23 protein-coding genes are annotated in these 23024 nt (G+C 64.3%); 11 read left to right on the top strand and 12 right to left on the bottom strand.

Annotated elements, in window-relative coordinates; all coding sequences use genetic code 11:
• The first annotated feature begins 309 nt into the window (after window positions 1-309).
• Window positions 310-552: a hypothetical protein gene (locus AC0NID_RS14155; RefSeq protein ID WP_473454565.1), complete on the top strand. Its 243-nt coding sequence runs from the start codon at window positions 310-312 to the stop codon at window positions 550-552.
• A 187-nt stretch (window positions 553-739) separates the two neighbouring features.
• On the opposite strand, the gene AC0NID_RS14160 is transcribed toward AC0NID_RS14155, so the two are convergent.
• The 3 genes from AC0NID_RS14160 to AC0NID_RS14170 all read right to left on the bottom strand — a co-directional run bounded on the left by AC0NID_RS14160 (window position 740) and on the right by AC0NID_RS14170 (window position 4559).
• Window positions 740-1873, bottom strand: coding sequence for a DmpA family aminopeptidase (locus AC0NID_RS14160; protein WP_473454566.1), 1134 nt, complete (start codon window positions 1871-1873; stop codon window positions 740-742).
• Between the two features lie 89 nt (window positions 1874-1962).
• The gene (xseA, locus tag AC0NID_RS14165; RefSeq protein ID WP_473454567.1) at window positions 1963-3528 is read right to left on the bottom strand and encodes an exodeoxyribonuclease VII large subunit; all 1566 of its coding nucleotides are present in this window, start codon (window positions 3526-3528) and stop codon (window positions 1963-1965) included.
• 74 nt (window positions 3529-3602) lie between these two features.
• The gene (locus AC0NID_RS14170; RefSeq protein ID WP_145717994.1) at window positions 3603-4559 is read right to left on the bottom strand and encodes a LysR substrate-binding domain-containing protein; all 957 of its coding nucleotides are present in this window, start codon (window positions 4557-4559) and stop codon (window positions 3603-3605) included.
• Between the two features lie 175 nt (window positions 4560-4734).
• Here AC0NID_RS14170 and AC0NID_RS14175 point away from each other — a divergent pair, with 175 nt between their 5' ends.
• Window positions 4735-5025: a DUF1127 domain-containing protein gene (locus AC0NID_RS14175; RefSeq protein ID WP_473454568.1), complete on the top strand. Its 291-nt coding sequence runs from the start codon at window positions 4735-4737 to the stop codon at window positions 5023-5025.
• A 218-nt stretch (window positions 5026-5243) separates the two neighbouring features.
• Here the strand turns inward: AC0NID_RS14175 and AC0NID_RS14180 are convergent, their stop codons facing one another.
• From AC0NID_RS14180 to AC0NID_RS14195, 4 genes are all read right to left on the bottom strand, one after another.
• Window positions 5244-6245 carry a DUF937 domain-containing protein gene (locus AC0NID_RS14180; RefSeq protein ID WP_473454569.1) on the bottom strand — a complete coding sequence of 334 codons (1002 nt, stop codon included), beginning with the start codon at window positions 6243-6245 and terminating at the stop codon, window positions 5244-5246.
• A gap of 105 nt (window positions 6246-6350) precedes the next feature.
• Window positions 6351-7724, bottom strand: coding sequence for a glutamate--cysteine ligase (locus AC0NID_RS14185; protein WP_473454570.1), 1374 nt, complete (start codon window positions 7722-7724; stop codon window positions 6351-6353).
• A gap of 205 nt (window positions 7725-7929) precedes the next feature.
• Window positions 7930-8664: a 16S rRNA (uracil(1498)-N(3))-methyltransferase gene (locus tag AC0NID_RS14190; protein ID WP_473454571.1), complete on the bottom strand. Its 735-nt coding sequence runs from the start codon at window positions 8662-8664 to the stop codon at window positions 7930-7932.
• Between the two features lie 31 nt (window positions 8665-8695).
• Window positions 8696-9358 (bottom strand): hypothetical protein, encoded by a 663-nt coding sequence (locus AC0NID_RS14195; RefSeq protein WP_473454572.1) that lies wholly within the window; start codon window positions 9356-9358, stop codon window positions 8696-8698.
• A gap of 87 nt (window positions 9359-9445) precedes the next feature.
• Between AC0NID_RS14195 and AC0NID_RS14200 the strand changes: the two genes are divergently transcribed.
• From AC0NID_RS14200 to AC0NID_RS14210, 3 genes are all read left to right on the top strand, one after another.
• Window positions 9446-10144 carry a type 1 glutamine amidotransferase gene (locus AC0NID_RS14200; RefSeq protein ID WP_473454638.1) on the top strand — a complete coding sequence of 233 codons (699 nt, stop codon included), beginning with the start codon at window positions 9446-9448 and terminating at the stop codon, window positions 10142-10144.
• Between the two features lie 274 nt (window positions 10145-10418).
• Window positions 10419-10550, top strand: coding sequence for a hypothetical protein (locus AC0NID_RS14205; protein ID WP_473454648.1), 132 nt, complete (start codon window positions 10419-10421; stop codon window positions 10548-10550).
• 307 nt (window positions 10551-10857) lie between these two features.
• Window positions 10858-10947: a DUF2274 domain-containing protein gene (locus AC0NID_RS14210; protein WP_473454573.1), complete on the top strand. Its 90-nt coding sequence runs from the start codon at window positions 10858-10860 to the stop codon at window positions 10945-10947.
• A gap of 36 nt (window positions 10948-10983) precedes the next feature.
• Here AC0NID_RS14210 and AC0NID_RS14215 read toward each other — a convergent pair whose 3' ends face one another.
• A complete protein-coding gene (locus AC0NID_RS14215; RefSeq protein ID WP_473454574.1) occupies window positions 10984-11829 on the bottom strand; it encodes an MBL fold metallo-hydrolase in 846 nt (281 codons plus the stop codon).
• Between the two features lie 113 nt (window positions 11830-11942).
• Here AC0NID_RS14215 and AC0NID_RS14220 point away from each other — a divergent pair, with 113 nt between their 5' ends.
• Entirely contained in the window at window positions 11943-12830 is an 888-nt protein-coding gene (locus AC0NID_RS14220) for a LysR family transcriptional regulator (RefSeq protein WP_473454576.1), read from the top strand.
• Window positions 12831-12894: 64 nt separating this feature from the next.
• Here AC0NID_RS14220 and AC0NID_RS14225 read toward each other — a convergent pair whose 3' ends face one another.
• Genes AC0NID_RS14225 through AC0NID_RS14235 form a run of 3 tightly spaced genes read right to left on the bottom strand, consistent with a single transcriptional unit; the run spans window position 12895 to window position 15700 of the window.
• The gene (locus AC0NID_RS14225) at window positions 12895-13668 is read right to left on the bottom strand and encodes a metallophosphoesterase (protein WP_473454577.1); all 774 of its coding nucleotides are present in this window, start codon (window positions 13666-13668) and stop codon (window positions 12895-12897) included.
• Window positions 13669-13706: 38 nt separating this feature from the next.
• Window positions 13707-14843 (bottom strand): alpha-hydroxy acid oxidase, encoded by a 1137-nt coding sequence (locus tag AC0NID_RS14230; RefSeq protein WP_473454578.1) that lies wholly within the window; start codon window positions 14841-14843, stop codon window positions 13707-13709.
• Between the two features lie 53 nt (window positions 14844-14896).
• Window positions 14897-15700, bottom strand: coding sequence for a FadR/GntR family transcriptional regulator (locus AC0NID_RS14235; RefSeq protein ID WP_473454579.1), 804 nt, complete (start codon window positions 15698-15700; stop codon window positions 14897-14899).
• Window positions 15701-15966: 266 nt separating this feature from the next.
• On the opposite strand from AC0NID_RS14235, the gene AC0NID_RS14240 reads away from it, so the two are divergent.
• The 5 genes from AC0NID_RS14240 (at window position 15967) to glcF (ending at window position 22039) form a co-directional block, all read left to right on the top strand.
• A complete protein-coding gene (locus AC0NID_RS14240; protein ID WP_473454640.1) occupies window positions 15967-17235 on the top strand; it encodes a DUF3422 family protein in 1269 nt (422 codons plus the stop codon).
• A gap of 219 nt (window positions 17236-17454) precedes the next feature.
• On the top strand, window positions 17455-18951 hold the full coding sequence (locus tag AC0NID_RS14245) for an FAD-linked oxidase C-terminal domain-containing protein (protein ID WP_473454580.1): 1497 nt from the start codon (window positions 17455-17457) through the stop codon (window positions 18949-18951).
• Window positions 18952-19033: 82 nt separating this feature from the next.
• On the top strand, window positions 19034-20302 hold the full coding sequence (locus tag AC0NID_RS14250) for an FAD-binding protein (protein WP_473454581.1): 1269 nt from the start codon (window positions 19034-19036) through the stop codon (window positions 20300-20302).
• A complete protein-coding gene (locus AC0NID_RS14255) occupies window positions 20299-20700 on the top strand; it encodes a DUF4870 family protein (RefSeq protein ID WP_473454582.1) in 402 nt (133 codons plus the stop codon). Before AC0NID_RS14250 ends, AC0NID_RS14255 begins: the two co-directional genes overlap by 4 nt.
• A gap of 10 nt (window positions 20701-20710) precedes the next feature.
• Window positions 20711-22039 carry a glycolate oxidase subunit GlcF gene (gene glcF, locus AC0NID_RS14260; protein WP_473454584.1) on the top strand — a complete coding sequence of 443 codons (1329 nt, stop codon included), beginning with the start codon at window positions 20711-20713 and terminating at the stop codon, window positions 22037-22039.
• A gap of 18 nt (window positions 22040-22057) precedes the next feature.
• Here the strand turns inward: glcF and AC0NID_RS14265 are convergent, their stop codons facing one another.
• Entirely contained in the window at window positions 22058-22978 is a 921-nt protein-coding gene (locus AC0NID_RS14265) for a bifunctional 5,10-methylenetetrahydrofolate dehydrogenase/5,10-methenyltetrahydrofolate cyclohydrolase (RefSeq protein ID WP_473454585.1), read from the bottom strand.
• Window positions 22979-23024 lie beyond the last annotated feature (46 nt).

Below are 23024 nucleotides of genomic sequence, written 5' to 3' on the forward strand. Positions count from 1 at the left end.
CCGTAGACGTGCTACGTATTGTGACACCTATTGTGATGCAAATCGGCCTTTGGGCCGGGAAAAGCAAATAGAAACAGTATCTTGGGGTCGCACGCGATCCAAGCCAACGGTAGCGCTCTCCTCGAGAGCTAGAATCTCCTCAAGAATTAGAACGTGCTCCTTGAACCTTCGATTTCCTTCAGCTCTGTGGAGCTTGGACAAGATCGGCTTGCCGGGCGACGACGACTCGGTTGGAATGGGAGCATGCATCTTTTCGGGGATGCCGATGTTTATGATTACCAACCGGCGTAGCCGCCAGGGAACAGCAGTATGAGTGAACACGCGATCGAGTTCTTGCAGGAGTGGATCGGCGAAAAGGTCCAGTGCCAGTCCTCGCTGGACAGGATCGAGGAGCAAGCCGAGACCCTCGCCAAGGAATGCGCCGCCAAGGCGGCCGAGGCCGGCATACCGCTGGAGGACATCCAGGAAGAGGTAGGCGACATTCAGGAGCTTATCGCCTCGAAGCTCGAAGAGGCGGCCGAAGCTGACCAGGACGAAAAGAATTCGGGCTAGTGCACGTCGGTCCACGGGCCTGACCCGCGCGCGGCGGTTTAGGATAACGACATGCACAAGACAAATAACTAAAGCGCGTTCAAACGCGACGCGCTCGGCCTGCCGAGTGATATGCCGGACCGGCGAAAGGCATCTATTTACCAGGCCCAACCATTTCCTACGCGACGCGTGTGACGCAACTGCCGTCTTACGTCCCGCGGCCTGCCCCGAATTTACCCTCGAGCCATGCCTTCGGCAGCGCCGGCACGAAATTGCCGTCGCGCCCGGTCATGTCGTCATTGGCGACCAGCGCATTGAGGATCGCTTCCTCCACACCTTGGATCACGGCGTCGAAGAACGGATCGATGTCGGTATCCGGGATGAAATCGGCGCTGGCGATGCGGCCTGATGGTGCCAGTGCCGCCTCGCGGTTGGCGGTCGAAAAGGCCAGGAAAATATCGCCCGAGCTATGATAGCCGAAGCCGCCGGTCATGGCGACGCCGAGCGGCTCCCGGCGAGCCAGCCGCTTCATCTGATGCGGCAGGAATGGCGCATCGGTGGCGACGATTCCGATGATCGAGCCCTTTTCGGCGCGCGGCGTGCTTTCGCGGATCGCCGGTTCCACGAGATCGGGTCCGGCGCGCAAGCCGCGAATGGTGAAATTGCTCCGCTCGCCGAAATTCGCCTGCACGAACGCGCCGATCGTATAGCGCCGGCCTTGCCACTCGACGATGCGCGATGCCGTGCCGGAGCCTGCCTTGAAATCGAAGGCGATCATGCCGGTGCCGCCGCCGACACTGCCTTCCTCGATCGATCCGCTGGTCGCGCTATCGAGAGCCATGGCGACATGCTCGAACCTGAGATGGTGGCCGTTGATGTCGTTCAGGAAACCGTCATAGGTTTCCGCCGCCACCGGCAGGCCCCAGGCGCTGTTGAGCGCGGCCGGCAACACCCGCTGCATCCAGCGCAGCGTGCCATCGCGTGAAACGCCGCAGGAATGCGTGTTGGTGATGGTGATCGGAAAATTGAAGGCACCGGTCTCCTCGATGATGTACGAGCCGGTCAACTCGCCATTGCCGTTCTGGCTGAAGGTGCCGGCAAAAACCGGTGTGGCCAGGTCGGCGCGCGGTCTGGGCAGGATGGCGGTCACACCGGTGCGCACCGGTCCCTTGCCGACCACCAGCGCACCGTCGCCCGAAATCAGAGTCGAGTAACCGACCGCAACGCCAGGCACATCTGTGATGGCGTTGAATGGTCCGGGCGTGCCGTCAAAACTCATGCCGAAACTTCTCGCCCGCGGCCTGCCGGAAAGCGTCCTCTGGTGATGCGGATTGTCGGTCATTCGCGCTCGGAAGTCATGGGCACTCGGAAATTACGGGCACTCGGAAGTCACAGGCATTAGGAAGTCACGCGCCTGGAAATCATCGGCACTCAGAACAGAGAACCTTGATTGCCGGGCTCCTTGGCTTTGGCGGTCGGTTTTGCGATTGTTTTCGGCCGTACGGCACCGCTGGTCGCAACCGCATCGGCCGTTCCGTCGGCGAACTCCAGCGAAAGCGTCATTCCCGACACCACGTCCGCCGCCTGCTTGATCACCGCCCCGTCGGCGTCTTTCACCAGGGCGAAGCCCCGCGCCAGTACCGCCTTGTGCGACAGCGTCGCCAGCAGCCGGTCGGCCTGGGTCAGTTTCCCGCGCAAACGTTCGAGCCGCACCGAGATGACCCGGTCCTGCCGCCGTGACAAAGCCGCCAGGGCATCTCCCTGCAATTTCTGCCGCCTTGTGATCGGAGCGGGCGACAGCCGCGCCGCGGTCCGCGAAAACCGCGTTCGCCGCTCGCGCACGATGGCGAAGAACGCCGCTTGCGCGCGGGCGAGATCACGGCCGGCCAATGTGCGGGCCTCGTTCATGCGTCGCGACAAAGTGGCCGGCGTCAGCCGCTGCGCCTGCAGCCTGGCCCGCTTGCGGTCGATGCTGACGGACAGCGCCCGGCCAAGCCGGCTCGTCGCCTCGTCGAAGCGCCGGCGCGGCAATGCCAGCAACTGGTCGGGCGAGGGCAGCGCACGGGCGGCTGCACGCACCGCCTGGCGCTTGCGTTCGAGATTGCGCGATGCCGCGGTCTTGAGCCGCGCGCCAAGACCTGCCAGCGTCACTTCGAGGTCGGCGCGTACGGGCACGGCGATCTCGGCGGCGCCCGTCGGCGTCGGCGCCCGCACATCCGCCGCCAGGTCGATCAGCGTCCAGTCCGTTTCATGGCCGACGGCGGAGATCACCGGAATGCGCGAGGCTGCGACGGCGCGGGCCAGCGTCTCGTCATTGAACCCCCAGAGGTCCTCGAGGCTGCCGCCGCCGCGCGCCACGATCAACAGGTCGGGGTGCGGGATAGCGCCATCCCATGGCAGCGCGTTGAAGCCGTTGACGGCGGCGGTCACTTCCGCGCCCGTCGTCTCGCCCTGCACTCGCACCGGCCAAACAAGCACATGCAGCGGGAACCGGTCCTTGATCCGGTGGATGATGTCGCGAATGACGGAGCCTGTCGGCGAGGTGACGACGCCGATGACGCGCGGCATGAACGGCAGCCGGCGCTTGCGGCCGGCATCGAACAGCCCTTCGGCCTGCAGCCGGCGCTTGCGCTCTTCCAGCAGCGCCATCAGCGCCCCGGCGCCGGCCGGCTCCAGATTGTCGATGACGATCTGGTAGTTGGACTTTCCGGGATAGGTGGTGAGCCTGCCTGTGGCGATCACCTCCATACCTTCTTCGGGGCGGAATTTCAGCCGGCCCATCGTGCCCTTCCACACCACGGCGTCGAGCCGCGCGCGGTCGTCTTTCAGGCAGAAATAGGCATGGCCCGACGAATGCGGCCCGCGGTAACCGGAAATCTCGCCACGCACCCGCACGTTGCCGAAAGCATCCTCGACGGTGCGCTTCAGCGCGCCGGAAATCTCGCTCACCGTATATTCGGCGGCATTGGTGCGTGATTCGGATGCAGTGTCGCTCATGGATCGATTGGGGGGCGGTTGAGCGTCCGCGTCAAGTCGGCTGTGTTCGGTGCCGGCCCAAATTGCGGGGCCCTTCACCAGCCCGGCAGGATCTGGTTCGGCTTGGTCCGCTTCATCTTCGAAAAAGCGAGCGCGGCGAAGTCGAAGGTTCCCGTCTCATCGCCTAGCGGCACGGAAATGTTGTCGAGGCTTTCCGAAATGTGACGGGCCAGTGCGTCGACGATCTCCGGCCGCGACGTCTGACCGCGCATGATGCCGATGCGGCAATCGGGCAGGGCGCCGAACCCGTCGGCGTCGCCGAGAACCCGCATGCCGGGCCGCAGCGCGCATTCCGGTAGCACCGAGATCGCCAGGCCCGAAAGCACCGCGGCGGTGATGACGGTTGCCGAAAAACTGGTGAACAGGATGCGGTAGTCGCGATTCTGCCGGTCGAGAACGTCGACGGCGGCCCGCCGCCAGATGCAGTTCGGCCGGCCGAAAGCCATCGGCAATGTGTCTTGCTCATGGGTCGCGTGGTTGGCCGAAGTGACCCACAGCAGCGGTTCGCGCCGCACCACTTCCGACTGGCCGTGCGCGTCATTGTGCGTCACCAGCGCCAGATCGAGATTGCCGCGCTTGATATGCTCGACCAGCCCCGGCGTCGGCTCGCAGATGACAGTCAGCTCGACGCGTGGATTGGAACGGGCGAAGCGGGCCATGATCTCGGGCAGGAAGCGATCGGCATAGTCGTCCGGCGTGCCGATGCGGATCGTGCCTTCGAGCCGCCGGTCGTCGAAAGCGGCCAGCGTTTCCCGATTGAGAAACAGCAGCCGTCTTGCGTAGGAAAGCAGCCTGTCGCCATCCTCGGTAAGCTTGTTGGTGCGCCCATCCTTTTCGAACAGCGGCTTGCCGATCCGTTCCTCCAGCCGGCGCATCTGCATGGACACCGCCGACTGGGTCCGATGAACCTCTTCTGCCGCGCGGGTAAAACTGCCGGTGTCGACGATCGAGACGAAGGTCTGCAACTGATCCAGATCGAGTGGCGCTTTCATCGGTTCAATCCATCACTGGTGTTGATGCTAAAGATTAGAAACATTCGTTGGATTAATCAATCGGGTGATGGCAGATTCGGTATTGTCCACATGAAGGCATGTGATCGGGACCGGAACGGCGCTGTTCAAGCGCCGATCGCCCGGCTTCGTCCGTTCGAATATGAAGGAGACTGACATGGCTACGTTCGATTTCGCCACCGAGACCCCGCGCATCACGTCGCGTCCGGCCGTTGCGACGCGTGTGGTCAGCACCATCTCCAACATCTATCGCGCCTGGAAAAACCGCCGCGCCTTCTATCGTCTTGGCGATATGTCGGACGCCGAACTTGCCGACATCGGCTTGACGCGCGCCGATCTCCACGTCGCCATCGACGTGCCGTTCGGCCGCGATCCAACCGCGAGGCTTCGCGCCATCGCGACCGATCGCGCCGAGACGATCGAGGATATCGCCCGCAAGGTGACCTGATCGCGTTGGTTTGCGTCCGGTCTCAGTGAACCTTTTTCAGGCTCGACACGACCAAGAGTTATCGCAGGCGCCCACTCCCGCCGGTTCCCCCGGTCCGCCTGCGCGCTGCCCGGTCCTCCCAAGGATCGGGCATTTTTCCTTCGTCATCCTTGGGTCTGCGCTCCGCTTCGCGTCGCTACGCTCTGGGATGACGCCGCCGCGTGGGTCAGCGACAAGCCCTACCGCCGGTCCATTCCTCGCTTGAACTGATCGAAGATCGATTCCACGCCCTTTTGGTACTCGTCGCGCTGCTGCGCGCCCGTCTCGAACATCTTGCCGAACAGATCATCGAACGGATTCCTGGGCCTGCCGCTCGGATTGGCCTGCGGCTGTGGCGCCTGGCGCTGCTGTGGCGCCTGAGGACGCTGGGGCGCCGGCTGCCCGCCAGGCACGCTGCCGCCTTGGCCCAACATCTCCTCGAAGATCCTGCCGAGGGGATTGTCGCCATAGGGGCTCTGCGTTTGCTGCGGCCGGCCCTGCGGCTGTTGCGCGCCGCCGCCGAACATATCCTGCAGCACCTTGCCGAGCGGATTGTCGCCATAGGGGTTGGGCGCCTGCTGCGGCTGGCTTTGCGGCTGCTGCGCACCGCCGCCGAACATGTCCTGCAGCACCTTGCCGAGCGGATTGTCCATCGGGTCCGCGGGCTGCGGCGCCTGCCGCTGCTGTGGCGCGGGCGCGCCTCCACCGGCTTGCCGCATCATCTGCTCGATGATCTCGCCGAGCGGATTGCCGCCGCCGAATCCGCCGGCCGCCTGCATCTGATTTGTGGTCTGCTTGAACAGCCCCCCCATCATCATCGAAGCCACGGCCGGCAGCATCTGCTGCAGGATCTGCTGGCTGACGCCGCTCGCCTGCGCGGCCTGGCTGGCAACGGCGCGCGACAGGTCCTTCGAGCCGAACAGATGCCCCAGGATACCGTTACCTTCATCGACGCCCTGCGGCGAGAAGGCCCGGCTCGCGTCCTCGAAATATTTGGCGTGCTGGCCGCTGGCCATTGCCGTCATGAAGGAGCCGAGCCCGTAAGGGTCGGACGTGTTGCGCTTCAGCCCCTGTGAAAAGGCCGGCAGCAGCGCCTCGACCGCCGATTGGGCCTGTTGCTGCGAAAGCCCGAACTGCTGGGCCAGAGCCTGCATGCCGTTGCCGTTCTGGGCCTGCGCCAGAATGTCGAACAAGGAAGGCATTGGTTTTCTCCTCGGGAAAATCCTCGTGGAGAGAGAGCCTAATTCGTTTCCATCACCGATTGAAGCGGCTTTTGCCGAGCGCTCGGCCAAGCGGACAGCGAACGGTTAGTACGCATATTCCATGAACACCGGCTCGATCGAGCCGCCCCAGCGCGTATGATAGGCGGAGAGCATCTCCTCGGCGCTGGTGGTGCCGCGCGCCACGACTTCGTCAAGCGTGTTGAGGAACGAGGTTTCGTCGTAGCCGTCGCGGTTCTTGCGGTCGCGGTTCTTCAGCCCCATGCGCGAGATGACGAGCGCCTCGCGGGCAATTTCGCGCAGGCTCGTGTTGCGGAACGGCGCAGAAATCCCCTGTTCCGGCACGGCGTTGCGCATCGCCAGCACTTCTTCATAGGTCCAACTCGAGGTCAGCGCCTCGGCCGCGTCGAGCGCCGCCGCGTCGTAGAGCAGCCCGACCCAGAAGGCCGGCAGCGCGCAGATGCGCCGCCACGGTCCGCCATCGGCGCCGCGCATTTCAAGGAAACGCTTCAAACGCACGTCGGGGAACAGCGTCGACAGATGGTTTGCCCAATCGCCCATCGTCGGCAGCCCGTCGGGAACCTCGTTGCGGGCCGCACCCGCCACGAACTGGCGGAAGGTGACATGCGTCATGTCATGGTAATGGCCGTCGCGGATGACGAAGTACATCGGCACGTCGAGCGCCCATCCCACATAGTCCGCGAAGCCGAAATCGGGCGAGAAGCAGAATTCGAGCAGACCCGAGCGCTGGTTGTCGGTGTCGCGCCAGATGTCGCCGCGCCAGCTCTGCAATCCATTGGGCCGGGTCTCGGTGAAGGGCGAGTTGGCGAACAGCGCCGTCGACAGCGGCTGCAGCTTCAGCGACACCTGCATCTTGCGGCGCATGTCGGCCTCGCTCTCGAAGTCGAGATTCACCTGGATGGTGCAGGTGCGGTACATCATGTCGAGGCCCTTGGTGCCGACCTTGGGCATGTAGCGCGTCATGATCTCGTAGCGCGATTTCGGCATTTTCGGCGTCTCGGCCAGCGACCATTTCGGGCTGCCGCCGAGGCCGAGGAAGCGGATGCCCATCGGCTCGGCGATCTCGCGCACCTGCGCCAGATGCGCATTGCCTTCGCGACAGGTCTGGTGGATCGTCTCCAGCGGCGCGCCGGACAGTTCGAACTGGCCGCCGGGCTCCAGCGAGATCGCGCCCTGGCCGGTCGGCTCGACCAGGCCGATGATGCGGCCGGCATCCATGATCGGATCCCAGCCGAGTTTTTCCTGCATGCCTTCGAGAAGGGCGCGGATGCCGCGCTCGCCGCCATAGGGCACCGGCGCATTGCCGTCGACATAGAACGGGAACTTCTCGTGTTCGGTGCCGATGCGCCATTTGTCGCGTGGCTTATTGCCTTCGGCCAGATGCTCGACAAGCTCATCGACACCTTCGATGGGCCGGAAATCGGTTGTGTCGCGCGCCATTAAAAGCCCTCTCGGCGCAGGACCCCGAAAATCGACATCGATTTCCGCCGGGGATCATGCGCCAGCCCAAAGTGCTACAACGTCCTATGCGCGTCCGAAAGGACGCGCGGCGCTGCAGGCGGTCGAACGACCGCCGGCGCTAGATGGACGAAATGTCAGTAGACGATCAAGCGAAAAATCCTGAGCCACGGGTAACGGGAATTGATCACCAATCCCCGATTGTCGCCTGTATCACCGCCAGCGCCGCCACCGCCGCCGTATCGGCGCGCAGGATGCGCGGACCGAGCGGAATGGCGGTGACGAAGGGCAGCGCCCTCAGTATCCTTCGTTCCTCGTCGGAAAACCCGCCCTCGGGCCCGACCAGCAGGCCGAACTTCTTCTCCGGCACCGCTTGCAGCGCGGGCAGGGGATTGTTGGTCGAGGCGTCTTCGTCGCAGAAGATCAACCGTCGCTCCTTGTCCCAGCCTGTCAGCAGGCGTTCGAACTTTTTCGCCTCGCGCACCTCCGGCACCGCCAGGATGCCGCATTGCTCGGCAGCCTCGACGACGTTGGCGCGCAGGCGTTCGATGCCGGGCTTTGCCACTTGCGTGTGCTGGGTGACGACCGGCTGCAGGACGCCGGCGCCCATCTCGACCGCCTTCTGCACCAGATAATCGAGCCGCCCCTGCTTTAGCGGCGCAAAGCAGTAGACGAGATCGGGCAGCGGCGGCTGCGGCCGCTGCAGGGTCGACACCTTCAGGCGCACCGCCTTTTTCGATTTCGCCGCGATTGCCGCCGACCACTCGCCGTCGCGGCCGTTGAACAACAGGATTTCAGCGCCCTCGTCGAGTCGCAGCACATGCATCAGGTAATGGCCCTGCTGCGGGCTCGCCTGGAACTCGATATCCGCTCCGAGGTCGTCAGGCACGAACAGCCGCTGCATCTTGTAATTGGCGCGCATCGCCGAGGAATGGGCGCGCCGGCTTCCGGCGTCAAGCCTCGGCGGAAGGATGCCATACCGGTTGGTAGCCTTGCCTCAGCACGGAGACGGTGGTGGCGGGCGTGAGCAGGCGAAGCGGACGGCCGGAAAAGCCGCCGAACCCTGCCGGTTCGCCATAGCCCGCGAACGACCAGCGCAGTGCCTTGCCGCCATGCATCGCGTAGGCGTTGGCGTCATCCGCGACCATGGCGCCGTCCGGCAACCCGGCAAGGTCTTCCGCGGATACCACCGGTGTCCGCCCACCCGACGCCAGCCGCTCGCGGTGCAGTCGCTTATCAACCTGCGGCGCGCGCGGCTCGGCGATGTCGAAGGCCGCGCCGAAGCGCTGGACGAAGTCGCTCGCCCGCTCGCGCCGGCAGAAGAAGCAGGGCCGATGCCCGGCCGACAGCGCGGTCACTTCATCGAGGAAGAACAGCTCGGTCCAGCCTGCTTTGCCTCCCGGTTGGTCGTCGCTTTGTCTGTTGCGGCCCATCGGTTCGCGCCGCACGTCGCGGAACGCGCAGTCGCAGATGATCCAGGCATGCAGCGCCCAGCGCTTCTTCAGCAGCGTCTTCGTTTCTGGATCATGGATGATGCCGCGATTGCCCATGAACAGGCCGCGTTCGGGCACAGCGTGGATCACCCCGAAGGGGTCGACCCGGTTCTGCAGTGGCATAGCTTTCTCCCCGAATACGCATCTTGGCTGGAATGATGACGGCATGATATCGCTCGTCGCATCATTTTCATGTCAGCAGGTTTTTCGATGCGGGTGCTGGTGGTCCAGAATTTCGACAGTGAGGGCCTTGGCCAGATCGGCGCAGCGCTTGTCGAGGCGGGCGCCGATATCGACCTGCGCCGGCCCTATCGCGGCGAGACGCTGCCGCGGGACGGCGATGCGCACGACGCCATGGTCGTGCTCGGCGGCGCCCAGAACGCGCTGGACGACGAGATTTGTCCGTATTTTCCTGATCTGCTCGACCTGACGCGCGATTTCGCGAATAAGGATCGCGCCGTGCTCGGTATCTGCCTTGGCAGCCAGTTGGTCGCGCGCGCCTTCGGCGGCGAGAACCGGATCGGCGGCGCCTCGGAATTCGGCTGGCACGAGGTTTCGCTCACTCCGGCTGCAAAGACCGACCGGGTGCTCGCCGCGCTCCCCGAAAATTTCCCGATCTTCGAATGGCACGACGACACCTTTGTGCTGCCTAAAGATGCCGTGCGCCTCGCCGGCAACGCTGTCGCCGAGAACCAGGCGTTTCGCATCGGCCGCGCCGTCTATGGCTTTCAATTCCATTTCGAGGCGGACCGGCCCATGGTCCTCGACTGGAGCAGGACCTTCGCCCCTCTCATAGCCGAGCGGCATCCGGACTGGAACGGCCGGCTCGACGACGAAATGTCCCGCAACGGACCGGACGCCGATGCCGCCGGCCTGGCCATCGCCCGCGCCTGGGTGGCGACGATCTGAAGGTTGTCGCTGCCGACGTTGCATATTTGGCACGCCGGCAAAAATCCGCTGTGGATAGCTTGTTTCGTCCTTGGCTTGTGGCCGCCCGCTACCCTAGAAGGCACGCGCTCTGCATCTGCCGTGCAACGCGATGAACCTTCTGTGTCACTCGCGCGACACACCCTCGATACAGAACATGCCTAGAAGCGCGAAATCGTCGAACGCATTTCCGTTTCAACCCATTGGTAACCCGCCTCGTGCACAGATGCAGAAAGCGCAACAAGAGATGACGTCCGTGAAAGCAGTGCTTCTGTCCTTTGCCATGTTGTCTGCCATCGCGTTGTGCGGTCTCGGCACCTATGCCGGCGACGCAGCCAGCAACCACAACGCCGTCGACGGCTACGGCGTCACCGCCGCGCTTCGCTAGGCCGTCTGCACAGCGTTTGATTGCTTGACTGAGCCTGACAAGTACCGTCGGCGGTCGCTGCCGATCGGCCTTCACTTGCCAATCTCCAGGGTTTGCGATTAGCCAGCCATAACCTCACGCCTTCGTATCCCAGGGCGGAGCGAACGCGAAGCGGAGCGCAGACGCTGGGATCCATGCCGTCACGTCAGCCGAAGGATGCAGCCGCCCCAGAACGGCGCTTGTAACCGCAACAACTTCGGCTACCCCAAATCATGGCCGGCTAAGCCGAAATCCTTGCTCAGGAGAGTGGAAGGCCCGTCTCCGACCCGTGAAGTTCATTACCCCCTTGATTGAGCGCTTCATGGCGACCGATCGAGCTTTCGCCAAGGCGCGGTGCGACAGGAAAGATGCGCTATGAACGCAGTGCTGCCGCTCGACGACGGGCGGGAACTGTTCAGCTTGGAATCGCGGAGACAGGCGAATTCGCAAGTCCGGTTCCGTTTACCCTTGATGCCGGCTCATAGTCGTATGCTTCGCCCTTACGCACCACGCGACCGATGCCTGGCCAGCCAAGGTGCGCGCCGGCGATCCAGGTCCTCGCCTCGGCCGCGTCATGGAAAACCTTCAGGCGGGTTCTGCGTGCCGTCGGTTGATCATCGTCATAGCCCCAACTGAACGCGGGATTGCCGAACTGCAAGGCCGGCACATGAACGATGTCCCCGAAGAACAGGAAACGGTCCTCGTTCGTGTCGAACGCGTAGCCAGTGTGACCGGGAGCATGACCGGGCAGGGCAACTGCCCTCAATCGCTCAGCCACTTGGTCGCCATTCCGGACGGGCTTCAGCAAGGGCCGGAACCGCGCAAGGTGCATCTCAGCGAGAAAACTCTCCGCAGCCGCCTCGGCAATTGTGATCGCCTTCAAGTTCGGAAAAAGCACTCGGCCGTCGGGTGTCAAAAGCCCGTGCACATGATCCTGATGGGTGTGGGTGAGCGCCAACACCGTGATCGACGCCGGGTCGATTCTCGCTTCTGCCATCGTCTGCTCGAGACGCCCTACCGTGGGGGCCCAGCCCCCTCCTCCGGCGTCGATCAGAACGCCGTCAACGCCTGGACCTGCGAGGGCGAAGCAATTGACAGACAGGCGAAGCGCCCCTGCCAGCGCAGCTTGCGGCACCGGGATATCTTGCGGGTCCCGCAAAAGGTCCGCCGGCATCTCGATATAGCCGTCCGAGAGAGACCAGATGCGCCGACCTGCCGAGATGCCGCTGAGGACATTGTCGTTGTGGGATGTCACGATCATAAGGCCACCTCAGGCTGCCGCAGCAAATTGCGCCATGTCCAAGCCTAGGACAAAGCGGCTTATGAGGATAGGCGCATTGCACAGGATGGGGTCATGAGCGATATTCATAACTCATGAGAAGTGAACTGAACGAACTCGCTGCGTTTGCGATGGTCGCCCGTGAGCGGAGCTTTACACGGGCTGCGGCAAAGCTAGGTGTGTCTCAGTCTGCCCTGAGCCACACGATCCGGGGACTTGAGCAGCGGCTCGAGTTGCAGCTTCTCGCTCGAACAACGAAGAGCGTCGCACCAACCGCTGCAGGGGCAGCTCTTTTGAAAGACTTGTCTCCGGCACTTGAGCAAATCGCTCGTGCCCTCGACAGAGCCCGAAGCGTTCGGCACCGACCTGCGGGTCGCCTTCGAATTGTGATGTCACGCTCGGCCGCCGCGATGGTGTTGTTGCCGCGGCTCACGGCATTCGCCGAGGCTTACCCTGATATCGTTCTCGACGTTGTCACCGTCACTGGCCCTGTAGACCTCGTTGCAGGCGAGTTCGATGCCGGTATTCAGCTCGGCGAGTACATTCAAAAGGATATGATCGCGGTTCGTGTCACGCCGGAATTGCGATTGGCAGTGGTGGGATCGCCCGGCTATTTCGCGTCACGATGCGTTCCGCAAAAGCCAAAGGACCTCAATGATCATCGATGCATAACCCTGCGTCTTCCGGGCGGTGCATATCGATGGGAGTTCCAGCAGGGACGAAAGTCGGTCACGATCAGTGTGAGCGGACCGCTCACAATCGACGATACTCACTTGGTGGTTCAGGCGGTGCTCGCTGGAGCTGGCCTCGGACTCGCCTATGAAGAGCAGGTCACTGAGTACATCGCGGGGCGTCGGCTTGTCCGAGTCCTGGAGGACTGGACGCCGCCAATTCCCGGCTTCTTCATGTATTATCCCAGTCGCCAGCACCAGCCTGCTGCGCTGTCTGCATTAGTGAACGCACTGCGGCTCTCTCGACAATAGTCGGCGCGCGACGTGATGTGAGGCACGCCGGTGGTCGGCCTGTCAGAACCACTGTTCAAAATGCTTAGGCCCTCTCACCCGAGACCACCAGGATACGCTTGTCCGCGCCGTCGACGACGAGCGCGGTGAGGGTTCCCGACTGCCAGGCGAGCGTGTCGATATTGACGCGATTGACCATCACTTCCGGTTCCGGCACCGGCGTGTGGCCATGCACCACGATCTTCGGGTGGAGACCTGAATGGTTGTGGAAGACGTCGCGGATCCAGATCAGGTCCTGCATGCTTTGCATTTCCAGCGCAATGCCGGGCCGTATGCCGGCATGACAGAAGAAGAAATCCCCGAACGTCACTGAAAACGGCAGCGACCGCAGGAACTCGACATGGCTTTTCGGCACGGCCTCGACCAGCGCAGCGTGGCCCTGCCGCAGTGCGGCCTCGGACCTGCCAAACCATGCGTTGCCGCCTTCATTGATCACCACGCCATAGGATTGCGCGGTCTGGATGCCGCCATAACGCATGAAAAGCCCATCCGGATCGGGGGCATCGAGAAAATCGAGGAAGCCGATGTCGTGATTGCCGGCGAGCATCAGGTAGCGGGGGTCGCGTTTTCGAATTTCGATCAGGAAATCGACGACGCTCCTGGAGTCCGGGCCTCGGTCCACATAGTCGCCGAGATGGATGACACGCCAGTCGGTCGGCCGCGCCTGATGGATCTCGGCCGCAATCCGGCGGTGCATGGCGACCAGCAGATCGAGCCGGCCGTGCACGTCGCCGATCGCGTAGACGCGCATGCCGTCCGGTCCGCGCGCGTCGAGAAAGTGAATGCCTTGCTCCGCCAATGCTTCCGCTGTCTCCGTAGTCGGACCGTCACGGGAGTCTAACGCCGAAGCTGATCCTTGCCCATGTCGGTCACCAGACGCTTTCCGCACAGCGCCAGCGTTATGTCCATCTCTTTGCGGATGATTTCCAAGGCTTTTGTGACGCCCCCCTTGCCGAGCGCGCCCAGGCCGTAAAGGAAAGGCCGGCCGATATAGGTGCCCTTGGCGCCGAGGCACAGCGCCTTCAGCACGTCCTGACCCGAGCGGATGCCGCCATCCATATGGACCTCGATCGTATCGCCGACCGCGTCTGCGATCTCTTCGAGCACTGCGATCGACGACGATGCACCGTCGAGCTGGCGTCCGCCATGGTTGGATACGATGATCGCGTCGGCGCCGGTCTTGGCCGCCATCAGCGCGTCCTCCTTGTCGAGGATGCCCTTCAGGATCAGCTTGCCGCCCCAGCGTTCCTTGATCCAGGCAACGTCCTTCCACGACAGATGCGGATCGAACTGCTCCGTCGTCCACGACGACAGCGACGTGAGGTCGCCGACGCCCTTGGCGTGGCCGACGATGTTGCGGAAGGTCCGGCGCTTGGTGCCTGCCATGCCAATGCACCAGCCCGGTCGGGTCGCCATCTGCCAGACGTGCTTCGGCGTGAAGCGCGGCGGCGCCGAAAGCCCGTTGCGTATATCCTTGTGGCGCTGGCCGAGGATCTGCAGGTCGAGCGTCAGCACCAGCGCCGAGCATTTCGCCGCCTTTGCCCTGTCGATGAGATCGAGGACGAAATCCTTGTCGCGCAATACATAGAGCTGGAACCAGAACGGCTTCTTGGTCACGGATGCGACGTCCTCGATCGAGCAGATGCTCATCGTCGACAGCGTGAACGGCACGCCGAATTCCTCCGCCGCCTGCGCCGCCAGCATCTCGCCATCGGGATGCTGCATGCCCGTCATGCCGGTCGGCGCAAGCGCCACCGGCATCGCCACCTTTTCGCCGATCATGGTCGATTCCAGCGAGCGGTTGCTCATGTCGACCAGCACGCGCTGGCGGAACTTGATCTTCTGGAAATCCTCCTCGTTGGCCCGGTAGGTGCTTTCGGTCCATCCCCCTGAATCGGCATAGTCGAAGAACATCTTCGGCACGCGGCGGCGCGCCAGGTCCTTGAGGTCGGCGATGGTGAGGATCATGCTCATGGGCTTCCCGCTGGTTCTTCGCTAAGTCGTCGTTGCTGATTTTTCTTGGCCGCTCACGAGCGTTTCCTGGCCGGCTCGCCGTCACCGGCTTCGGAGCGCTGCATGAGCCTCAGCCGCGACACGCGCCGCCAGTCGCCGCTGCGCTCGGCCTCGACCATCGCGCGTTCGACATGGGTGATGTGGTCCATCGCCGCCTGCCGTGCGGCCGCCGGATCGCCGGCCTTGATCGCCGCATGGATCGCCCGGTGCTGCGAAAGCAGCGCTTCGCGCGCGCCCGGCACGTTGAACACCAAAAGCCGATTCTGGAAGACGCCCTCCGACAGCAGCCGGTAGCACGAGCGCAGCGTGTGCAGGAGGATGATGTTGTGCGCGCATTCGCAGATCGCGTGATGGAACTCGACGTCGATTTCCGCCTCGTCGTCGAAATTGCCGGTCCGATGTGCGTCGTCCATGCGCGACATGATGCGATCGAGCAGCGCCAGATCGTCCGATGTGGCGCGGCGGGCCGCATATTCGGCCGCCACCGCCTCGATCTCGCGGCGATACTCCAGATAGTCGGTTGCCGCCTTGCGATGCATGGAGATCAGGTCCGTCACCGGCTTGGTGAACAATTGGCCGATGACATCGGCGACATGGGTGCCGCCGCCGGGCCGCGTCGTCAAAAGCCCGCGCCCCTCCAGTGCCTTCAGCGCGTCACGCAGGATCGGCCGCGACACCTCGAACCGGCGCGCCAGCTCGCGCTCCCCGGGCAGCCTGTCGCCGGTGCGCAGAACGCCTTCGAGGATCAGGTTCTCGATCTGCTGCACCACCTCGTCGGCGGTGCGGGAATGCTCGATCCTGGAGAAAATGTCGCTCAACGGTGCGCCTGGGATTGAACCGGTGTCGCGCAAGATAAAGCCAGCGACGCCAACTGGTCAAATTAATTATCCACTTTGTCCGATCCGGTCGGGGTCGATGCCGCCGCGGCATATTGCTTTCGGCTAACTTGTTGTTTGCGTCCCCCGGGGATTGGCTCTAGAGGGACGCGATTGCCAAAAAGGGTTCATAGAAGCCCGGGGGACCAGCCGTGCCAGACGACGACTCGTCAAACCTCGAATTCCAGCCCCGCGTCAAGGGCAGCGTCATGGGCTTCCCGGCGCATGAGGGACGGCCTGGCGCGCTCGGCGAGGTTCATGCCCGTCCGCATCCGCTGGTCGAGAAACCGCGCGTGCTGGTGCAACTTTCCTTCATGACCGAAGCTGGGTCCGGCGTCGACCAGGCCGTGCTTTCCGAATTGTCACGGCGCCTCGGCATCGCCGCGCCCGACCCTCATGCCCGCCACCACGCGATGAAGTGGGGCAAGGGCTCGCTGCGCTGGGAGCGGCACACGGAATTCTCGACCTATCTATGGGAAGGGCCGCTCGCAGAAAACGGCAGGGCTCAGGAAGATTCGCCGTTCGGCCACGGGTTTTCCCCACCTGGAACGGTGATTTCCGGCATCAGGCTCGAAATCAGGAAGTGGACGCAGGCAAGCGAGGAGCGGATCGCCAGCTTCGACCCGACCGGCCTGTGTTATTCGCTGGTCGAGCGCGGCAACGCCGCCATCGTCACCGATTTCCGCCAGGACGGCAACGGCATGACCCGCATGCTGGTGCTCGACCGCGGCCTGACGCCGGCACGCACCGGCGCGTTGGCGCAGCGGCTGATCGACATCGAAACCTACCGCACGCTGGCCATGCTTGGCCTGCCGCTGGCGCTGACGCTGTCCGCACGCACGCGCCGCATCGAGGACCGGCTGGCGCAGGCCACGCTGGAAATGAAGGTCGCCGAAACCCGCGACAGCCAGACACTGCTTGCCGACCTGACCGAGCTTGCCGCCGAGCTGGAGGCCGATGCCGCCTCCAGCCTCTACCGCTTCGGCGCCAGCCGCGCCTATGACGGCATCGTCCGCGAACGGCTGGAGGCGCTTGAGGAAGAGGCCGTGCCCGGCTACGACACCTGGGGCGGTTTCCTGCAGCGCCGCGTGGCGCCGGCCATGCGCACCTGCCGTTCGGTCGAGGAGCGTCAGGCCAATCTGTCGACGAAGCTCACCCGCGCCACCACGCTGCTGCGCACCTGGGTCGATGTCGAGGTCGAGAAGCAGAACCGCGATCTGCTGGCTTCGATGAACAACCGCGCCCGTCTGCAATTGCGGCTGCAGCAGACGGTGGAAGGTCTCTCGGTCGCCGCCGTCTCCTACTACGTCGTCGGCCTCATCGGCTACGTTGCCAAGGGCGCTTCGATCTTCGGCCATGCCTTCGCGCCGGAGGTCGTCACCGCCGCCTCGGTGCCGCTCGCCATCCTGCTCGTCTGGTGGGGCGTGCGCCGTGTGCGCCGCCTGCACTCCGAACCGGCCAAGCAGGCGGGCGAGTAAGCAGGTAGTCTCCCCCTCGAGAGGGGAGAAAGTAGGCGGCCCTCCACTCACTCACTTCATTCCCGACCCACCACCGAACGGGAAGGGGAAACCGCAGCGGCAGATTGCCGCTGCGGAAGGCTGCCCAGCATCGGCGCTCGAATTCGGTCAAAGCAGGATTTGCAACCGTCGCCCGTCGCTGGTAAAAGATTTTTACCAGTCGATCGAAGGAGACTGTCGATGTCCGGACTGCTGATGCCGAAGCCAGACGACGCCACGATGCGCCGGCGCGACGAGATCGTCGCCGATATGCGCATCATCGTGCCCGGCGAAGGCGTCGTCGACGCTGCCAATTCGATGCGCGCCTTCGAGAGCGATGGCCTTACCGCCTATCGGCAGTTGCCGCTGGTCGTGGTGCTGCCCGAAACGGTGACGCAGGTTTCCCGCGTGCTGAAATATTGCAACGACCGCAATATCCGCGTCGTGCCGCGCGGTTCCGGCACCTCGCTGTCCGGCGGCGCGCTGCCGCTCGAAGACGCCGTGCTGCTGGTCATGAGCCGCTTCAATCGCGTTCTCGAGGTCGATTTTCCCAACCGCATCGTCGTCGCTCAGCCCGGCGTCACCAATCTCGGCATCACCACCGCCGTCGAGCAGGAGGGCTTTTATTACGCCCCCGATCCATCCTCCCAGATCGCCTGCTCGATCGGCGGCAATGTCGCGGAGAATTCCGGCGGCGTGCATTGCCTGAAATACGGCCTCACCGCCAACAATGTGCTCGGCATCGAGATGGTGCTGATGAACGGCGAGGTGGTGCGGCTCGGCGGCAAGCATCTGGACAGCGAAGGCTACGACCTGCTCGGCGTGATGACCGGCTCCGAGGGCCTGCTCGGCGTCGTCACCGAGGTCACCGTGCGTATCCTGAAGAAGCCGGAGACGGCGCGTGCGCTGCTGATCGGCTTCCCGACCAGTGAGCAGGGCGGCCAATGCGTCGCCGACATCATCGGCGCCGGCATTATCCCGGGCGGCATGGAGATGATGGACCGCCCGGCGATTCACGCCGCCGAGGATTTCGTCCACGCCGGTTATCCCCTCGATGTCGAGGCACTGCTTATCGTCGAGCTCGACGGGCCGGGGGTGGAGGTCGACCACCTCATCGGCCTTGTCGAAGCCATCGCATACAGGAACGGCTCGACCACCTGCCGCATTTCGCAGTCGGAGCAGGAGCGGCTGAGCTTCTGGGCCGGCCGCAAGGCTGCCTTTCCGGCGGTCGGCCGCATCTCGCCCGACTACTACTGCATGGACGGCACCATCCCGCGCAAGGAACTCCCGCGCGTGCTGCACGGCATGCGCGAACTCTCCGAGAAATACGGGCTCGGCGTCGCCAATGTCTTTCACGCCGGCGACGGCAACCTGCACCCGCTGATTCTCTACGACGCCAACGTACCCGGCGAGCTCGACAAGGCTGAGAGTTTCGGCGCCGACATCCTGCGGCTCTGCGTCGAGGTCGGCGGCGTGCTGACCGGCGAGCACGGAGTGGGGGTGGAGAAGCGCGACCTGATGCCGGAAATGTTCAACCAGGTCGACCTCGACCAGCAGATGCGGGTCAAATGCGCTTTCGATCCCAACCATCTGCTCAATCCGGGCAAGGTGTTTCCGCAGTTGAGGCGATGCGCCGAGCTCGGACGCATGCACGTGCATCGCGGGCAACTGGCGTTTCCGGACATTCCGAGGTTTTGAGGGTGGGATCTCGCCTCTCCACGTCGGCGTTGCTTCGCGCGAAGGAACTCGACTTATCTTCCTTCGAGATGGTTCTGCGCCCATGACCACCTTCACCCCATCCACCGCCGCCGAAACCCTCGCTACCGTAGCCTGGGCCGCGGCGGAAGATTCGCCGCTCGAAATCCTTGGCCATGGCTCCAAGCGCGGCATTGGCCGTCCGCTGCAGGCCGAACACACGCTCGACCTGTCGAAACTCACCGGCGTCACGCTCTACGAGCCGGCCGAACTGGTGCTGTCGGCAAAGGCCGGCACGCCGCTTGCCGAGATCGAAAGCCTGCTTGCCGAAAACGGCCAGCAGCTGGCCTTCGAGCCTCTGGATTACGGTCCGCTGCTCGGCGGTGAGCCGGGCCAAGGGGGCAAGAGCGGCACGATCGGCGGCGTGCTGGCTGCGAACCTTTGCGGCCCGCGCCGGCTGAAAGCCGGTGCGGCGCGCGATCATGTCCTCGGTGTATCAGCCGTTTCCGGTCGCGGCGAGGCCTTCAAGTCCGGCGGCCGCGTGGTCAAGAACGTCACCGGCTACGACCTGTCCAAGCTCGTGGCGAACAGCTGGGGCACGCTGGCCGTCCTCACCGACGTCACCTTCAAGGTGCTGCCATCGGCCGAGACCGAAGTCACGCTCGCTCTGCGCGGCCTGCTCGACGACCATGCCGCCGCCGCCATGGCGCTGGCGCTCGGCTCCAGTGCCGAAGTGTCGAGCGCTGCCCACCTTCCCGAACGCGTCGCGGCACGGGTCGCCGGCGGCAGTCTCGGCAGCGCCGCGGCGACGCTGCTGCGCATCGAGGGGTTCGGCCCGTCGGTCGCCTACCGCATCGCCGCGCTGAAAGACCTGCTCGGGAATGCCGGCCCGCTCGAGGAGATTTCGGGTGAGATCTCGCATTCCGTCTGGAGCGATATCAGAGATTGCGCGCCGTTTGCCGACGGCCTGGAAAAGCCGGTGTGGCGCGTGTCGATGGCACCGTCGCAAGGCCATCGGATGGTGCTGGCGCTGCGCATGCAGACGGCCGTCGATGCCTTCTATGACTGGCAGGGCGGGCTGGCCTGGCTGCGCATGGAACATGGCGATCCCGAAGCCGAACTGCTGCGCGGGCTGATCAAAAAACATGGCGGCGGCCATGCGACGCTGGTGCGCGCCGCCCCTTCGCATCGCGCCGCCGTGCCGGTGTTCGAGCCGCAGGCGCCGCAACTGGCAGCTTTGTCGGCAAGGCTCAAAGCCGAATTCGACCCGAAGAACATCCTCAATCCTGGCCGTATGGCGCCGGCTGCAGGCTCTGCTACTCTTGGTCCGGCAACCGAGGGAGCAGCGTCATGAGCGATATCAATCCAGGCCCAACCGATTCCGGCAAACCCCCACCGCGCCAGACCGACCGCTGGCTGGAACCAGGTTCGACCAACGCACTGGTCATCTACATTCTTTATCTCGCCAGCCTCGTCATCGGCGTCACCGGTATTGTCGGCATCGTCCTGGCCTATATCAACCGCGGCAAGGCCGGTGGCTTCGTCGAGAGCCACTACACATTCCTGATCCGCACCTTCTGGATCGGCCTGCTTTATGCGCTGATCTCGGTGGCGCTGATGATGGTGGCGATAGGCGTCGTGCTGATGTTCGCCGTCGCCGTCTGGTTCATCGCCCGCTGCATTCTCGGCCTGCAGGCGCTGCAGCGCGGCGAACCGGTCAAAGACCCGGAAAGCTGGTTCCTCGGACTTTAGGATTCCTTTGGTGCAGACAAATTTCTCGCTTGCCCAGCTTGCCGATCCGCATGTCGCGGAATCGGAAAAGATCCTGCGCAAATGCGTGCATTGCGGCTTCTGCACGGCCACCTGCCCGACCTATGTGACGCTCGGCAACGAGCTGGATTCGCCGCGTGGGCGGATCTACCTGATCAAGGACATGCTGGAGAACGGCCGTCCGGCCGACAAGGAGATCGTCACCCATATCGACCGCTGCCTGTCCTGCCTCGCCTGCATGACCACCTGCCCGTCGGGCGTCAACTACATGCATCTGGTCGACCATGCCCGCGCCCATATCGAGGAGACCTACAAGCGCCCGCTGCCCGATCGCCTGACGCGCGCCATGCTGGCCTTCGTCCTGCCTTACCCCTCGCGTTTTCGCGCAGCGCTCAAGCTGGCGAGGCTCGGCCAGCCATTCGCCGGCCTGTTCGAAAAGGTCCCGGCGCTGAAGCCGCTGGGCGCGATGCTCAAGCTCGCCCCGGCGTCGGTTCCCGCCGCCTCGCCAATGGCGTCGCCGGGCATCCATGCTGGGCAGGGCACGAGAAAAGGCCGCGTCGCCATCCTCACCGGCTGCGCGCAATCCGTGCTCGATCCCGCCATAAACGACACGACGATCGCGCTGCTGACGCGGCTCGGCGTTGAGGTCGCGGTGCCCGAGGGCGAGGGCTGCTGCGGCGCGCTGGTTCATCACATGGGCCGCGAGGAGGCAGCTCTTGCCTCGGCGCGGCGCAATGTCGACGCCTGGACGCGGGCCATCGACCAGGGCGGACTGGACGCCATCGTCATCACCGCGTCCGGCTGCGGCACCACCATCAAGGACTACGGTTTCATGCTGCGCCTCGATCCGGCCTATGCCGACAAAGCCGCGCGCGTCTCGGCGCTGGCCAAGGACATCACCGAATATCTGGCAAGCCTCGACCTGCCCGAGCCGGTGCGCAAGCCAGGCACCATCGTCGCCTATCAATCCGCCTGCTCGATGCAGCACGGCCAGAAGATCACCCGCCAGCCCAAGGAACTTCTCGCCAAGGCCGGCTTCATCGTGCGCGAGCCGCGCGAGGGGCATCTGTGCTGCGGCTCGGCCGGCACCTACAACATCCTGCAATCCGAGATTTCGGCCCGGCTGCGCGACCGCAAGGTCAGGAATATCGAGGCGACGGGCGCCGAAATCGTCGCCACCGGCAACATCGGCTGCATCACCCAGATCGCTTCAGCCGCGAAGCTGCCGGTGGTGCATACGATAAAACTGCTCGACTGGGCCTATGGCGGGCCAAAGCCGGAAGGCGTTTCGGACAATAGAGCGGCCGTGGCGGCGGAGTGACGTGGCTCCCGGCGGCTTTCACTCCGCCGCGAGCTTGTCCGCCACGCCGTAGGTCGCCTGATAGAGCGCGCGCTGGCGGCTGAGCGCCACCATCGTGTTGCGCAGCAGGATCGCCACGGTGATGGGGCCGACGCCGCCCGGCACCGGAGTGATCCACGACGCGACATGCCTGACGCTCTCGGTATCGACGTCGCCGACGATACGGCTCTCCCCGTCCGGTCCGATCTCGGCATTGATGCCGATGTCGATGACGGCGGCACCCGGCTTGACCATGTCGGCCTTGATCAGCCGCGGCTTGCCGACCGCGACCAACAGCGCATCGGCGCGCCGCGCGTGCGCCGCCACCGAGCGCGTCATGTGGTGGCAGACCGTCACCGTCGCGCCCTCGCTCATCAGCAGGAAGGCGATCGGCTTGCCGACGATCTCGGAGTGGCCGACGATGACAACCTCCAGCCCCTTGAGGTCGAGCCCGGTTTCCCTGAGCAGTTCGACCGAGGCGGCCGCCGTGCAGGGTGCAAGGTCGAGCTGGTTGTAGACGATGTTGCCGATCGAGGCCGGATGCATGCCCTCGACATCCTTCAGCGGATGCACCGCCGCCTGAAGCATCCTGATGGGGATATGCACCGGTACCGGCCGCTGGATGATGATGCCGGTGACGCGCGGGTCGGCATTCAGGCCATGGATCGCCGCTTCGAGTTCGCCGGCGGTGATGTCGGCGCCAAACCGCCTCTCCTCGAAGCCGATGCCGGCAAGGTCCGCCTTGGCGCGTTGGTTGCGCACATAGACGTCGACCGCAGCGGTGTCGCCGACGGTGATCGACACCAGTTTGGGTGGAAAACCTTCGGCCGTAGCGATCGCTGCATCCTCGCGCACCGAGGCGATGATGCGCTGGGCAACCGGACCGCCCCGGAGATAGCGGCTGTCATCGGACAGGGACATGGATGAACCTTCTGTCTGGAAGCGTTGCCGCCGACATAGCAAAAGA

It is taken from the genome of Mesorhizobium sp. WSM4821, from assembly GCF_055901555.1.

Excerpts from the sequence above, each read along its gene's own strand:
- AC0NID_RS14155 (WP_473454565.1), top strand. The coding sequence starts at position 310 with ATGAGTGAACACGCGATCGAGTTCTTGCAGGAGTGGATCGGCGAAAAG.
- AC0NID_RS14160 (WP_473454566.1), bottom strand. The coding sequence starts at position 1,873 with ATGACCGACAATCCGCATCACCAGAGGACGCTTTCCGGCAGGCCGCGG.
- xseA (WP_473454567.1), bottom strand. The coding sequence starts at position 3,528 with ATGAGCGACACTGCATCCGAATCACGCACCAATGCCGCCGAATATACG.
- AC0NID_RS14170 (WP_145717994.1), bottom strand. The coding sequence starts at position 4,559 with ATGAAAGCGCCACTCGATCTGGATCAGTTGCAGACCTTCGTCTCGATC.
- AC0NID_RS14175 (WP_473454568.1), top strand. The coding sequence starts at position 4,735 with ATGGCTACGTTCGATTTCGCCACCGAGACCCCGCGCATCACGTCGCGT.
- AC0NID_RS14180 (WP_473454569.1), bottom strand. The coding sequence starts at position 6,245 with ATGCCTTCCTTGTTCGACATTCTGGCGCAGGCCCAGAACGGCAACGGC.
- AC0NID_RS14185 (WP_473454570.1), bottom strand. The coding sequence starts at position 7,724 with ATGGCGCGCGACACAACCGATTTCCGGCCCATCGAAGGTGTCGATGAG.
- AC0NID_RS14190 (WP_473454571.1), bottom strand. The coding sequence starts at position 8,664 with ATGCGCGCCAATTACAAGATGCAGCGGCTGTTCGTGCCTGACGACCTC.
- AC0NID_RS14195 (WP_473454572.1), bottom strand. The coding sequence starts at position 9,358 with ATGCCACTGCAGAACCGGGTCGACCCCTTCGGGGTGATCCACGCTGTG.
- AC0NID_RS14200 (WP_473454638.1), top strand. The coding sequence starts at position 9,446 with ATGCGGGTGCTGGTGGTCCAGAATTTCGACAGTGAGGGCCTTGGCCAG.
- AC0NID_RS14215 (WP_473454574.1), bottom strand. The coding sequence starts at position 11,829 with ATGATCGTGACATCCCACAACGACAATGTCCTCAGCGGCATCTCGGCA.
- AC0NID_RS14220 (WP_473454576.1), top strand. The coding sequence starts at position 11,943 with ATGAGAAGTGAACTGAACGAACTCGCTGCGTTTGCGATGGTCGCCCGT.
- AC0NID_RS14230 (WP_473454578.1), bottom strand. The coding sequence starts at position 14,843 with ATGAGCATGATCCTCACCATCGCCGACCTCAAGGACCTGGCGCGCCGC.
- AC0NID_RS14240 (WP_473454640.1), top strand. The coding sequence starts at position 15,967 with ATGGGCTTCCCGGCGCATGAGGGACGGCCTGGCGCGCTCGGCGAGGTT.
- AC0NID_RS14245 (WP_473454580.1), top strand. The coding sequence starts at position 17,455 with ATGTCCGGACTGCTGATGCCGAAGCCAGACGACGCCACGATGCGCCGG.
- AC0NID_RS14250 (WP_473454581.1), top strand. The coding sequence starts at position 19,034 with ATGACCACCTTCACCCCATCCACCGCCGCCGAAACCCTCGCTACCGTA.
- AC0NID_RS14255 (WP_473454582.1), top strand. The coding sequence starts at position 20,299 with ATGAGCGATATCAATCCAGGCCCAACCGATTCCGGCAAACCCCCACCG.
- AC0NID_RS14265 (WP_473454585.1), bottom strand. The coding sequence starts at position 22,978 with ATGTCCCTGTCCGATGACAGCCGCTATCTCCGGGGCGGTCCGGTTGCC.